This window comes from Halobellus captivus (genome assembly GCF_007655485.1).
Lineage (GTDB): Archaea > Halobacteriota > Halobacteria > Halobacteriales > Haloferacaceae > Haloquadratum > Haloquadratum captivum.
Genome location: NZ_VJXQ01000004.1, coordinates 43182 through 56434, shown reverse-complemented (window position 1 = coordinate 56434; position 13253 = coordinate 43182). Strand labels below are relative to the sequence as shown.

Here is a 13253-nt window from a genome sequence, read left to right as displayed (position 1 = left end):
GCCGAGTTGAATGGTACAAGATAGAATATAAACTATATTTTAAATAGTTTGTACTAAATACGATTGAGCAAAATCAGAATCAATGGAGGCGTTGGAATCGGCGTTCACTACAGATGACGCGGGATCGATTGGACTGACCGAAGAACGAGGTCGCACAGATTGTACCCGGTTGGTTTTAGGTGATGTGCCCGTCTGAGAGATCACAGTGACACGACGAAACGCGAGCGGCACGTTCGATATCGGCGGGGAACTGACCGTTCACCGGCTCGGATTCGGTGCGCTGCGACTGACCGGCGACAACGTCCTCGGCGAACCCGAAAACGTCGAAAACGCCAAGCGAGTTCTCCAAACGGCCGTGAGTCTCGGGATCGATTTCATCGACACCGCCGATTCGTACGGTCCCGGCGTCAGCGAGCGACTGATCCGCGAGACGCTCTCGCCGTATGCGGACGACGTCGTGATCGCGACGAAGGGCGGACTGCTCAGAAACCGCGAGGGAGAATGGCTCAAGCGGGGAGATCCGGACTCGCTCAGGAACGCGCTCCTCTGCAGCCTCGATCGGCTCGGCGTGGACTGCATCGATTTATATCAGTATCACCGACCCGATCCCGAGGTCGACTTCGAGACATCGGTGACCGCGCTCGCCGAGTTGAAAGACGACGGCGTAATCGAGCACATCGGACTGAGTAACGTCAGCGTCGATCAGTTGGAGGCCGCCCGAGAGATCGCCGACATCGCGACCGTTCAGAACCAGTACAATCTGACGGTCCGCGACTCCGCGGACGTACTCGACGTCTGTGAATCGGCGGACATCGGCTTCATTCCGTATTTCCCGCTGGGCGCGGGGGACCTCGGCGAGAAATCGTCAGTTCTCGCGGAGATCGCCGAGAGCCACGACGCCTCGGAGTACCAGGTCGCACTCGCGTGGCTGCTCCAACGTTCTCCCGTAGTCCTGCCGATTCCCGGGACGTCGTCGATACCGCACCTCAAAGAGAACGTGGCTGCGTCGCACCTCGAACTATCCGACGCCGAAATGCGGCGGTTAACCGAGTAATTACCGCTGCTGGCGCTTCGAGGTGTCGCGTTTCGAACACCGAACGCGGTATTTCGAGGTCCGGATATCAGAGAGAACAGAAGCGCTGAATTCTCCCGCCTTTTTGGTATGCGTGTCCGTGTTACTACGGACATAGTGGTGTTGTTGAGGTCCCGTAATAGACGGTTAATAACGGTTGGGGTTTGATAGTACGGTGTATTATATTGCTCTCGGAGAGCCGAGATATTACACACCATATAACAAACATTGGAAAATCAACATATACTGTTTATCGAAATTTGCAGCCATTACGAGAAGTTTACTGACCAAATAATTCGAGTATGTTTTGGTTTCGATGCGAAATAGCCAGAGATTTAAACCTCCGTAGTGTTACTGTGAGTTGGTATGTCATCCGAAGAAACTCGACGAAGATTTCTCGAAGCGGCCGGTCTCGCAGGTGTCGCCGCACTCGCTGGATGTAGCGGCAACGGTGGCGACGGAAGCGGTGACGGGAGCGGTGATGGAAGCGGGGACGGTGACGACGGCAGCGGGGACGGCGGCGAAGACACGGCAACCGAAACCGAAACGGGCGACGACGGCGGGACCGCGTCGCGTCTGAGTTGGCACGCGGGTGGCACCGGCGGGACGTACTACCCGCTGTCGAACGAGATCAAGACCATCGTCGAGGAGAACACGGATTTCTCGCTGAACGTCCAATCGACGGGTGCGAGCGTCGAGAACGTCGGCAGCCTCGCCAGCGAGTCCGCAGACTTCGCGCTGATTCAAAACGACATCGCGTACTTCGCGCGCAACGGGACGGGCATCGAGACGTTCCAGGATAACGCCATCGAGAACCTCCGCGGCGTCGCGACCTTGTACCCAGAAACGATCACGCTCGTCACGCTCGCAGAGAGCGGCATCGAGACGCTCGACGATCTCAGCGGCGCGACGATCAACACCGGCGACCTCGGCTCGGGGACGCAGGTCAACGCGCTGCAGATCCTCGAAGCAGTCGGGGTCACGGACTTCAACGAGCAGAACGCCGGGTTCTCGCAGGCTTCCGAGCAGCTCGCGAACGGCGACATCGACGCGGCCTTCGTCGTCGGCGGGTGGCCCGTCGGCGCGATCGAAGACCTCGCCAACACGAACGACGTTCAGATCGTCCCCATCGAAGGAGAGAACCGCGAGGCCGTCAAGGAGGCGGCCTCCTGGTTCGCCGACGACACGATTCCGGGCGGAACGTACACCGGCGTCGACGAGGACATCGAGACGGTCGCCGTGCAGGCGATGATCGCGACCCACGCTGGCGTGCCCGCCGACACCGTCGAGGCGATCACTGCGGCCATCTTCGACAACCTCGACAGCCTCACGATCAAGACCGACTTCATCACCGTCGACAGCGCACAGGACGGGATGTCGATCGAGCTTCACGAAGGCGCAGCGGCGTACTTCGGCGAGTAATCGCGCGGCACATCGTCGGTACCGGCGGATCGTCGCACCGACGGATCGTCGCACCGACGGATCGTCGCACCGGCGATTGATTCGTCGTCAACCGCGGCTCATTCGTTGTCACTCCGGATCCGCGGGTTGCCAACGCGAACTCCGCGCACCCGATCGTAGGCGTCAAGAGAACACGTTTAATTATTTGAACCGGTGAATCGAAAGACGAGTATGGAGCGTCCCAAGGCTTCGAAGGTGAGAGCCGTGGCGCTCCTCCTCGCAGGCGCGCTTCTCGTCGCGATTACGATCGTCCCGACACAGGCAGTGCTAGTCGTCGAGGACGTCGACACGGGCGAACAGTATATTACGCAACCCGTTGACGATGGGAGTACGGTCGGGCTCGAATATATGCACAGCGTCGAAAAGTCCCGCGTGTACGACGAATACCGGGTTTCGGGCGAGACGCTCGTGAACACGCGGATGGAGTTCGAGTCCTACGGCTGGGGTCTCCCATCCCGGGTCAACGTCACGAACGTCAACGGGACGCTCGTCTACGAGCCTGACGAGCCGATCACGGAGTTGGAAACGCTGTCGGTCTCTCCCGGAGAGATCGCAGGTCACACGCTGATCGTCGACGACCGACAGTACGACCTGGTCGCAGCGGCGAACGCGAACGACGTTCGAATCCACATCGAGCGGCAGTCACTGATGACGATGCTCCTATGAGTACGAACAACGCAGCAGACGGCGAGATGGACGCAGAGATAACGAAAGAGGAGGCCGAAGAGCTCATCGAGGAGATCGAACGGCGACGGTCCCTGAAGGGCCTCGCCGCCCTCGCCGTCGCCGTCATCGGGATCGCGTTCTCGCTGTTTCAGTTGGCACTCGCGGCGCGTAGCTTCACGTTCACGATTCCGCTGCCGGTCGTCGAGAACCTCCAGATCTCCTTGCAGCTCTTGCAGGCGAATGCGATCCACGTCGCGTTCGCACTCGTACTCACGTTCTTGATGTTCCCGGCAAGTATGGGCGACGGGTTCGTTGCACGTGGTCTCGGCCGTGTGAACGAGACGATGGAGTCCGCAGTCGGGTCGAATAATCCGGTATCGAGCATCTTCGGTCGGGTTCGGGCCATCGTCCGCTGGACCTTCCTCGATCCGCACCGCAGTCGCGTCACGCCGTTCGACGTACTCTGTATGATCGCTGCGGCGCTGTCGGCGATCTATTTCATAATGGAGTTCCCCGAGATCCAGGATATGCGCGTGTTCGGTCTCGAATCCGGCCGTCCGGTCACCGAGATCTACACGTTTCTCGAACCGGTTTTGGGCGGCGTCCCGTTCATCAGCGAGTACTCCTACGCGATGATTCTGGGCGTCATCGGCGTCCTCCTCGTACTGGAAGCGACCCGGCGGACGCTCGGCCTCCCGCTGATGCTCATCGTCGCGACGTTTATCGTCTACGCCCGATGGGGGTACCTCATAAGTTCTGGAACACCATTTCTCGGACTGCTCGCCATCCCGGAACTGACGTGGCCGGACATCGTTCAGAATCTCTGGTACAACACCGAAAACGGTGTTTTCGGTATTCCGGTTACGGTCTCCGTCAGCTTCATTTACATCTTCATCCTGTTCGGGTCGTTCCTCGAGATGAGCGGCGCGGGGCAGTGGTTCATCGACCTCGCGTACTCGGCCACGGGAAAGCGGAAGGGCGGCCCCGCGAAAGCGAGTATTCTCGCGAGCGGGTTCATGGGAACGATCTCGGGATCGTCGATCGCGAACACTGTCACGACGGGCGCGTTCACGATCCCGCTGATGAAGCGCTCCGGCTACTCTCCGGAGTTCTCCGGAGCCGTCGAATCCTCGGCGTCCTCGGGCGGGCAGATCCTCCCCCCGGTGATGGGAGCCGCGGCCTTCCTGATGGTCCAGTACACCGCCACGCCGTTCCGCGAAATCATCGTTCTCGCGACGATTCCCGCAATTGTGTTCTTCTTCGGTGTCTGGGTGATGGTGCACCTCAAAGCGGTGCAGGAGGGAATCGGCGGACTCGAGGAGACGACGCCGCTTCGATCGCATCTGAAGCGGGGCTGGTTCTACCTCGTTCCGATCTTCCTCCTCCTGTATTACCTCATCATCGAGCGGCTTTCGGTCTCCCGTTCCGCGTGGTTTACGCTCGTCGCCCTCGTCGCCCTCATCGCGTTCATCGCGGCGTATAACGATGACACTCGCGCGTTCCTCCTCGGCTCTCTCACAGTCATCTTCGGCGTCGAACTCGCGACCTACGCTCTCACGGGAGTCGCCGTGACCGGAGCCCTTACCGGAGCCAGTGGCGCGGGCGTCGGACTCGAAGAGGCGTTCTCGGTCATCGGCCCCCGGATCGGCTGGTACGCGATGCTCGCCAGCGCGATCACGATGCTGACTCATCCCAAGATGGAGTCGAAAGTGTTGGCGCTTAACCCGACCATACAGAGTTCGGCCGAGACTGCCAGCGAGATCACCGGTCGCGACCTCGATGAGAACCAACTGTTCCGCGTGGGGACGTTCGTGATCAAGTCGATGGAGGAGGGCGCGCGGACCGCCGTCCCCGTCGTGATCGCCGTCGCCGCGGCGGGTATCATCCCCGGCGTCATCAGCGTCTCGGGGCTCGGTCCGAACCTCACGTCGCTGCTCCTCGCGCTCTCAGGCGGCTCGATCGTCGTGATGTTACTCGTGACCGCAGTCGCCAGCATCATCCTCGGAATGGGAATGCCCACGACCGTCACCTACATCATCCTGATCTCGATGCTCGCAACGCCGCTGGTCGAGTTCGGGATCCCGCTGCTCGCCGCACACCTGTTCATCCTCTACTTCGGCGTCATCGCGGACATCACGCCGCCCGTGGCCGTCGCCGCCTACGCGGCGAGCGGGGTCGCGAAGTCAGATCCCTTCGAGACGGGCGTCAAGGCGTTCTCGCTGTCGCTGAACAAGGCGATCGTCCCCTTCGCCTTCGTGCTCGCTCCGGGAATCGTCCTCCTTCGCCGGAAGGAAAACGCCGCGGAGTTGCCCCTCCGCGAACAGCACCGCGTCGTCAACTTCGCCGACCTCGCGGAACTGTCGTACTCCGTCCCCGAGATCCTGGTCCCCGTAATCGGAGTGTTCCTCGGCGTCATCGCCCTCGGTGCGACCGTCATCGGAACACTGTACGGGAACGTCAACCGAATCGAGCGGACCGGGTTCGCACTCAGTTCGCTGCTGTTGATGGCCCCCGGCCTCCTCTCGTCGGCGGTGTTCGATCTCCTCGGCGTCTTCGGCGTGACGATCTCCGTCAACGCGCTTTTGCTGGATCTCGCCCTGCGGGGCGTCGGGTTCGCCCTCTTCGTCGCCCTCGTCGCGAAGAACAAGCGTGAGTCGACGTCGACGCGCGGACGGGCCGAGAGCGTCTCGGCATAGCGCACGGCGCCCCGGCCTGGATGCTTGTTTCTCAGCGTTGAGGAGAGCATTCCGGCCCGAAATCCGGGATCGAAGGCCCCACAGTTCCGTTCGCTGTCCGAGGGGTTCCGATTAGCCGGAACCGACAGACACTATTAGTCTCCTGAAAATCAGGCTGTAACGGTCGGCGCTGGGGGAGCTACGGAGACGGGAGACGGAATTCGGGGCAGCGGCGAACGGAGACCACTCAACAATGTCGATCACAGCAAAGGTACACATCGAACACGAACACCTCGCGCTCGTGCCGACGCTGCAGCATCTCGACGGCGTCAACATCCGAGTGATCACGCAGGGAACGACAGACCCGGGGTCGACGTACTTCCCGTTCTTGATCGAGTACGACGATCACGAGGAACTCGAATCGATGCTCGAAGCCGACGTCACCGTCGAGCAGTTCGAGTTGATCGATCGCACCGGAGACACCGCGATCTACTACATCGAACACACGCCACAGACCAAGCTCATCAGTAGCGTGGTCACCCGGGAGAACGGCTTCCTCGTTCACACGGAGACGAAGGACGGGGGCTGGCTCGTTCACCTGTTGTTACCCGATCGAGGCGCGCTCAACGCCATCTGGGAGTACGCGAGAGAAAACGACATCGCGCTGGATATCATCGAGATATACAGCAACGACGACGCGGGCGGCGAGTCCTCCTACGGCCTCACCGACGAGCAACTGGACGCGCTACAGCTCGCCTTCTCGAAGGGATATTTCAACGAACCGCGAGATATCTCGCTGAGCGAAGTCGCCGACGATATGGGGCTCTCCTCGACGGCGATGAGCGGCCGACTCCGACGCGGGATGCGGAACCTGATCGCGGCCACCATCGCCGAGCGCGAGTGAGGGTCGACGGGCTCCGCGTCGCATACTGTTGAACACCCGGTTCGAACTATTCGTCGCCTCGAAGTGACGAAATTCGTTATAGACCGATATCGACAGTATCAGTCCTCGATGACGGCGACCGGGTCGCCCACGCGGAGGCGACGCCCCCCATCGGATTCGGGGACGGACGCGATGAGCATCGCGGTGAAGAAGTGCTGGAACGCGTCCTCGTCGGCCCATTCGGGGAACGTCTCGCGGCGCTTTTCGACGAACGTGGCTCTGAAGTCGGGCGTGACCGCTCCGGTGTCGGGATCGCGGCCGGGGACGACGCATCGACCGCAGGACGTGACGCCCTCGAACCTGACGTCGCCGACAGCGAAAGCGGGGGCGTCGTCACCGACGAATCGATCCTCCCAGAACGCCGGAACGCCGGATACTTCGACGTTGGCCCGGAGTCGGCGGCGCACCCCGTCGACAGTCAGTTCGTCAAACCACGTCTCGATCGCCTCGAGCGTTCGCTCGCTCACGACCGACGGACCCATCTCGCGGCGGTCGACGTATCCGAGGTCGACGTCGCGTCGGAGCGTGAGATCGGCGTCGAAGTAGTCGCCGAACCACGCCTCGGCCCGCTGGCGCTCGCTCGAAAGGTCGAACCGTTCGGTCTCGCCCGTCGGCGTTTCGACGACGAACGCACCCGAATCAGCATCCATATCGGTCGCGAGTTCGTGGACGAGGGCCGAGCGTTTGCCGTTGAGCACCGTTCCGTCGGCCTCGAAGAAGGCGAACTCACGGTCGCCCGCGAGCGTTCCGCCGTCGAGAACGTCGGCCGCGTCGACCTCGACGCCGTCGAATCCCTTCACAGGGTACACCCGGATACGTTCGAGTTGCGCCATTGCTCGTGAATCGTCGGGCAGGGACATTACAGTGACGTTCGAGAATCAGTGAGAGGGGTCAGATGAGAGAAGATGGGGTGCAAGGATGAAAGAAGAGGGGGTGCGAGGAGAGAGAAGAGCAGGGAGGTGCGAGGAGAGAGAAGGGCGGAAAGGAGCGGGCAGAGACGTGAGAACGAGCGTCGAAAGGGAGGTGACCGCCGATCAGGTCGGACGGCGTCAGTTACCGTTCTGTCCGATAGACGGGACGGAGAGACGTGACGTCTTGATCGTAGCCCAACCACACGCTGAGTCCGATCGCGACGAGAACGAGGTAGACCGGGAACAGCAGTACGAACACGTATCCGAACGCGAAGAGTGTCATCGTGCCAAACCAGTACAGCAGCGCCGCGACCGCCAGGCCGACGAGCCCGCCCGCGACGATGCCGAGACGGAACGCCCGCGCGGCATCCGGGCCCGGCTTCGATCGATAGGGAGTCATAGCATCGTTTTGTGATGCGGGAAGATAAGGGATACGAGTCGTAACCGTATCGGCAATATACGATTATTATAGAACCTCAACACCGCGAATTTCTATTCGTGCACCCCCGGACGTTCCGTTAGTCGCGCAAACGTCCCACTTGTGCGCCTCGGCGATGGTCGAGACGATTGCGAGTCCGAAGCCGGTCCCGCCGTCCCGAGTGGTGAATCCCGAATCGAGCACGCGGTCGAGATCCTCGGGCGGGATCCCCGGGCCGTCGTCTCCGACGTAGAACCCCGAATCGAGCGCCCCGACCGTTATGCTGACGTCGGGACCGCCGTGGTCGATCGCGTTCCTGAAAACGTTCTCGAACAGCTGTGTCAGCCGAGAGGGGTCCGCGAGGACGTCGACCTCGACCTCGACGGAGAGCCGCGCCTCAGCCGTTTCAACGTTCTCCCACGCCGCCCGCGCGACGCTACCGAGAGCGACAGTCGCGGTGTCGTCCTCGCCGAGGGGTTCTCGCTGTCGCGCCAGGATGAGAAGCTCTTCGATCAGCGTCTGGATCCGCTCTTGCGCCTGCGCTACCTTCCGCAGCTCCGTTGAGTCGTGTTCCTCGCGGGCGATTTCGAGCCATCCCGAGGCGACGGCGAGCGGGTTGCGCAGGTCGTGAGAGACGACGCGTGCGAACGCGTCCAACCGTTCGTTCTGCTCCGCTAACTCGCGTCGCTGTCGCTCCGGAACCGTCACGTCCTGCAGAATAAGCACCCAGCCGTGCATCGCCCCGTGGCCCGCCAATCGGGAGCGCGACAACTGGATTATCTGCTCACCGGAGCCGTCGCGATCGACCGTGACCGGATCGGACGTGCGCTGCAGCCGATCGTACTGCGGGAGCACCGAAGCGATCGGGCGGCCCAACGCGCGGTCCGGAATCCCGAGAAGCGACCCCGCGGCGCGATTGAGTTCCACGATTCGTTCGCGCTCGTCGATCACGACGACGCCCTCGTCCATTTGTGCCAATACCGTGTTCCACGCAACGGGGGTCAGATCCAACGCACCGTACTGGAAGATAGCGACCCCGAAGAGGACCGTCGAGACCGACAGCGACACCGGCGTCAGATTGATTCCGAGCGTCCCGAGCGGTGGTATCTCGAAGACGTTCGCCACGTTGAGTGCGAGGGGGACGAGCGCGCCCGTCACGAGGAGAACCGATTGGCGACGAACCCAGATGGGAGAGCGGAGCGCGGTGTAGCCGATCACCCCCACTCCGGCGCAGATAATCACGTAGGAGTACGCGAGGTGGAGCAGATACAGGGGACCCTCACCGGTAACGAGCGTCGGAACGCCACCCGATGATTCGAGGGCGATCGACGCGATGACGAGCGAGTGGGGGTTCGACGGCAGCGCCGCGAGCGTCACGACCGGGATGGCAACGATTCCGGCGATCGTCGGCGGCGTCAACCACGAAGAGCGTCCGGAGTACGAGAGCGCGAAGACGAACCAGGCGGGCGGAACCGCGACCCCGCCGACGTGTAGCAGCTTATACGCGAGCAGCTTCGCGCCGAGCGTCGAGACCGAGAGCTGAACGGCGTAGACGGCGGCCCAAACGCTGGCGGCAAAACAGAGCAGAATAAAGGACCAAACGTAGGGATCACGCGACCCCCGGTCGAGTTTTTTGATCCCGTAGAGACCACACACGAGCGAGGTCGTGGCCGCGAGAAACAACAGGAGGACCGCCGGAGACGACTGGACCAGCGTCATAGCGGCGATACGGTAGGCGGCGCCGCGAGAGCGGAGGACACCGCTCGAAGGGCCTCAGGATAACGGTGCGAACAGTGACAGGACGACACGTGGATACGTACCAGATAGCTTCGATCGTTGCTACATATACGTTTCGTCGGCGGAGAATTTCGAAAATCGGGGTTGTATCGTCGCCAGTCGTGCCCGAATTGGACGTGTTGATTGCCAAAAGGACGTGACGTCCCCACCTCTCCGAGCGACTTGAGCGGCGCGTGCAGCGGGTACGTTCATTCCCCGCGACCATCAGGAAAGTTCGACATCCGGAATAAAAGTGCGGTACTATCAGGGTGCCATTTTATTGATGTGTGCTATCTTGTTACAGAGGATGTCAGGGGACTACGATCATCCGAACCACCCGAGTATCGACCAATCCGACAGAACCCTCCCGCGGAACCTCCGGCAGACCGGAGATCCCGGGATTCAGATGCTGGTGTCGACCCGCGTTCGAAAGTCCCCCTTCTTCGATAAGTCGTTCAACGAAGAGGGTGCCTGGCGATGTACGGTGTACAATCGAATCTATCACCCGCGCGGCCTCGTCAAACCGGAAGACGGCGGTGCGATGGCAGAGTACGAGGCGCTGACGAACACGGTCACCCTGTGGGACGTCGCCGTCGAGCGCCAGATCCGCGTGAAGGGCCCCGACGCGGAGGCGCTCACGGACTACGTCATCACGCGAGACGCAACGGGAATCGAGCCGATGGAGGGCAAGTACGTCATCCTCTGCAACGAGAACGGCGGCATCCTCAACGACCCGATCCTCCTGCGCGTCGCCGAGGACGAATTCTGGTTCTCGATCTCGGACTCGACGTTGATGCAGTGGCTTCAGGGCGTCAACGTCGGGATGGACTTCGACGTCGAGGTCGACGAGATCGATGTCGCACCGATGCAGATCCAGGGGCCGCGCTCCGAAGACGTGATGCGGGAAGTCGTCGGCGAGGGAGTCTCAGATATCCCCTACTACGGGCTGATGGAAGCCGAGATCAACGGTGCTTCGGTGCTCGTGAGCCAGACCGGCTTCTCCGGCGAGAAGGGCTTCGAGATCTACGTCCGCGACGCGATGGAGAACGCCGAGCGGGTGTGGGATCCGGTGCTCGACACGGTCAAGGACCACGGCGGACGGCAGATCGCGCCCGGTCACCACCGCCGCATCGCCGCGGGAATCCTCTCGTGGGGGCAGGATATGGACCACGAGACCTCCCCGTTCCAGGTCAACCTCGGGTATCAGGTGCCGGACGATAAGGAGGGCGACTACATCGGGAAAGAGGAACTCGAACGGCAGAAGGAACTCATCGAGAGCGGCGAGTACCCGTTCAACCTCAAGCTGGTCGGGCTCAAGATGGCCGGAGAACCGATCCGCGACTACGCGTCCGACTTCTGGCTCATCTCTGATCCGGAGACGGGCGAGGAATGCGGCTACATGACGTCGCCGTGGTGGAACCCCGACCTAGAGACCAACATCGGGCTCGGGTTCGTCCCCGCCGACAAACTCGAAGACGCCGCACAGGCCACCCTCGACGACGAGATCTACGAGAACGACCTGGATCTGGAGTTCCAGGTGCATCTCCCCGACGAGTACGCAGAGGAGGACGGCGAGCCGGTGTTCGCCACCGTCGCGGAAGTGCCGTTCAAAGAGTCTGTCAACCCGAGCGCTCGCGAGCAGGCGAAGCTCGGCGCGAAGCGGGAAGCGCAGCAGAACGACTGAGGAAGTCGTCGAACCAACTCGGAGATCCGCGACAGACGGCATTCGATTTCTTTTTCGCGACCAGAGAGGACAGCGACGCGAGTGCGGACGGACTCGAATTGCGACTGCGATCGGACCGACTGCCGTGAACAACGAGCCAAGACCGCAGTCTCGCCCTCATTCCTCCCCCGCGACCTCGGCGTGATCTTCGACTCGGCGTCCGACTTCGAGTCGGTAGTGTTTCAGAACGTCCCGTCCCAGAAGCAGCGGGTGTGACATATGTTTGCGGTCCTCGACATTCGCCGCGACGGTGTACTGATCGCCGCCGATGCCGATCACGAGATCGACGACAGGGCGCGTCTTGGACTGTTTGGAGCTCCCCGAACGCACGCGGGAGGTCGTGTGAATGGGTCCCGCACCGATGGCGGCCGCGAGGCGGAGATCGATACTCGTGCTGGCGGCTCCGGTGTCCGACTTCGCGATAACGGTCTCCGTCCCGCTGCTTCCGCTGACGACGACGCGTTCTGTGAAGCCGATGGTCATCACGTCATCCGACGAAAACGAGTCCGTCACCGGTCTGCAGGTGGGGACGGAGTCGTCGAGCGTCGAGGCGAGTTGTTCGACGCGGTCATCGTCCACGGACCCGCCCGCGAACTCGATCGCCTGCTTGGCGATGTGTGGGCCTGGACTGTGCCCGGTAGCCTCGTAGAACCCCTTGAACCCGGCCGTCGGATTGACCTCCAACACGTACCACGCGTCGCCATCGCCGATCATATCGACGCCCGCGTAGTCGAGGCCGAGCGCCGTTGTGGCCTGCCGCGCGATATCGAGAACCTCGACCGGGGCCGACTCGCTCGCGTCCTCGACGCGACCGCCGCGGGCGACGTTCGTCCGCCAGTCGCTCGCCGCCGCGTAGCGGTACATCGCCCCGATCACCTCCTCGCCGACCACGTACACCCGAAGGTCACGGGGGGTGTCGCGCTCGTGGCCGATGAGCTCCTGAAGGAACGCCCGTCGTTTGCCGACGTTGGCGGTGAGCGGGTCACTCATATGGACCTTCCAGACCCCGCCGCCGTGCGTTCCGATCGCGGTCTTGTAGACGGCTTCCTCGCCGAACACCTCTCGGAGTCGGTTGAGCTGGGGGCTGGAAAGCGCCAACGCCGTCTTCGGGACGGGGATGCCCTCGTTGACCAAGGCCACTGCCGCGGCCGTCTTGTGCGCGGCTCGCGCCGTCGCGTCCGGGGTGTTTAGCATCGGTCGAATACCAGACAGCGTGTACGCCAGTCCCAGCTCCTCGGCCGGTTGCTCCGTGTTCGAGAGGAGGAGTCGGTTGACGATGACGTCGACGTCCGGACTGAATCTGGCGTCGCCGTCGCCGAAGCGAACGACCGTGTTCTCCGCTCGGATCCACTCCGTTTCGTGTCCGAGTGCTTCGATGGCGTTCAGTATGGCCTTCGTCTCCTTGCTGTTGTGAAGACTCAGGACACCCACCCGAACGGGGTCGTCATCCATCGGTTCCCCTACAGGTGAGACTGCCGCTGTTCGAGTGCATAGTTCGATTCTATCCGGTGAACGATATTGTTACAGACAATCAAGCCCGGGTAGCGGAGTTGTTCGAGGCACAAATCGACGGCACGCACAACCTACTGGTAAGTGGCGTCGGTGCCG

General features: G+C 61.9%; 10 protein-coding genes. 6 read left to right on the top strand and 4 right to left on the bottom strand.

Annotated elements, in window-relative coordinates:
• Positions 1-205 precede the first annotated feature (205 nt).
• From FJT57_RS11690 to FJT57_RS11670, 5 genes are all read left to right on the top strand, one after another.
• On the top strand, positions 206-1054 hold the full coding sequence (locus FJT57_RS11690) for an aldo/keto reductase (protein WP_144905429.1): 849 nt from the start codon (positions 206-208) through the stop codon (positions 1052-1054).
• 384 nt (positions 1055-1438) lie between these two features.
• Positions 1439-2494, top strand: coding sequence for a TAXI family TRAP transporter solute-binding subunit (locus FJT57_RS11685; protein ID WP_144905427.1), 1056 nt, complete (start codon positions 1439-1441; stop codon positions 2492-2494).
• 210 nt (positions 2495-2704) lie between these two features.
• Positions 2705-3199, top strand: a complete 495-nt coding sequence (locus tag FJT57_RS11680) for a DUF1850 domain-containing protein (protein WP_144905425.1) — start codon at positions 2705-2707, stop codon at positions 3197-3199.
• Positions 3196-5895, top strand: coding sequence for a TRAP transporter permease (locus tag FJT57_RS11675; RefSeq protein ID WP_144905423.1), 2700 nt, complete (start codon positions 3196-3198; stop codon positions 5893-5895). Before FJT57_RS11680 ends, FJT57_RS11675 begins: the two co-directional genes overlap by 4 nt.
• Positions 5896-6127: 232 nt before the next feature.
• A complete protein-coding gene (locus FJT57_RS11670; RefSeq protein ID WP_144905420.1) occupies positions 6128-6778 on the top strand; it encodes a helix-turn-helix domain-containing protein in 651 nt (216 codons plus the stop codon).
• A 98-nt stretch (positions 6779-6876) separates the two neighbouring features.
• Here FJT57_RS11670 and FJT57_RS11665 read toward each other — a convergent pair whose 3' ends face one another.
• The 3 genes from FJT57_RS11665 to FJT57_RS11655 all read right to left on the bottom strand — a co-directional run bounded on the left by FJT57_RS11665 (position 6877) and on the right by FJT57_RS11655 (position 9865).
• A complete protein-coding gene (locus tag FJT57_RS11665; protein ID WP_144905418.1) occupies positions 6877-7650 on the bottom strand; it encodes an MOSC domain-containing protein in 774 nt (257 codons plus the stop codon).
• A gap of 220 nt (positions 7651-7870) precedes the next feature.
• Positions 7871-8128, bottom strand: a complete 258-nt coding sequence (locus FJT57_RS11660; RefSeq protein ID WP_144905416.1) for a hypothetical protein — start codon at positions 8126-8128, stop codon at positions 7871-7873.
• Between the two features lie 66 nt (positions 8129-8194).
• Positions 8195-9865 (bottom strand): histidine kinase N-terminal 7TM domain-containing protein, encoded by a 1671-nt coding sequence (locus FJT57_RS11655; RefSeq protein WP_144905414.1) that lies wholly within the window; start codon positions 9863-9865, stop codon positions 8195-8197.
• A gap of 364 nt (positions 9866-10229) precedes the next feature.
• On the opposite strand from FJT57_RS11655, the gene FJT57_RS11650 reads away from it, so the two are divergent.
• Complete coding sequence (locus FJT57_RS11650; RefSeq protein WP_144905412.1) at positions 10230-11606, top strand: aminomethyltransferase family protein; 1377 nt, start codon at positions 10230-10232, stop codon at positions 11604-11606.
• 156 nt (positions 11607-11762) lie between these two features.
• Here the strand turns inward: FJT57_RS11650 and FJT57_RS11645 are convergent, their stop codons facing one another.
• Complete coding sequence (locus FJT57_RS11645) at positions 11763-13097, bottom strand: RimK family alpha-L-glutamate ligase (protein ID WP_144905410.1); 1335 nt, start codon at positions 13095-13097, stop codon at positions 11763-11765.
• Positions 13098-13253 lie beyond the last annotated feature (156 nt).

What these genes read in the sequence shown, in the direction of transcription:
- FJT57_RS11685 (WP_144905427.1), top strand. Translation starts at nt 1,439, where the DNA reads ATGTCATCCGAAGAAACTCGACGAAGATTTCTCGAAGCGGCCGGTCTC.
- FJT57_RS11680 (WP_144905425.1), top strand. Translation starts at nt 2,705, where the DNA reads ATGGAGCGTCCCAAGGCTTCGAAGGTGAGAGCCGTGGCGCTCCTCCTC.
- FJT57_RS11675 (WP_144905423.1), top strand. Translation starts at nt 3,196, where the DNA reads ATGAGTACGAACAACGCAGCAGACGGCGAGATGGACGCAGAGATAACG.
- FJT57_RS11670 (WP_144905420.1), top strand. Translation starts at nt 6,128, where the DNA reads ATGTCGATCACAGCAAAGGTACACATCGAACACGAACACCTCGCGCTC.
- FJT57_RS11665 (WP_144905418.1), bottom strand. Translation starts at nt 7,650, where the DNA reads ATGGCGCAACTCGAACGTATCCGGGTGTACCCTGTGAAGGGATTCGAC.
- FJT57_RS11660 (WP_144905416.1), bottom strand. Translation starts at nt 8,128, where the DNA reads ATGACTCCCTATCGATCGAAGCCGGGCCCGGATGCCGCGCGGGCGTTC.
- FJT57_RS11655 (WP_144905414.1), bottom strand. Translation starts at nt 9,865, where the DNA reads ATGACGCTGGTCCAGTCGTCTCCGGCGGTCCTCCTGTTGTTTCTCGCG.
- FJT57_RS11650 (WP_144905412.1), top strand. Translation starts at nt 10,230, where the DNA reads ATGTCAGGGGACTACGATCATCCGAACCACCCGAGTATCGACCAATCC.
- FJT57_RS11645 (WP_144905410.1), bottom strand. Translation starts at nt 13,097, where the DNA reads ATGGATGACGACCCCGTTCGGGTGGGTGTCCTGAGTCTTCACAACAGC.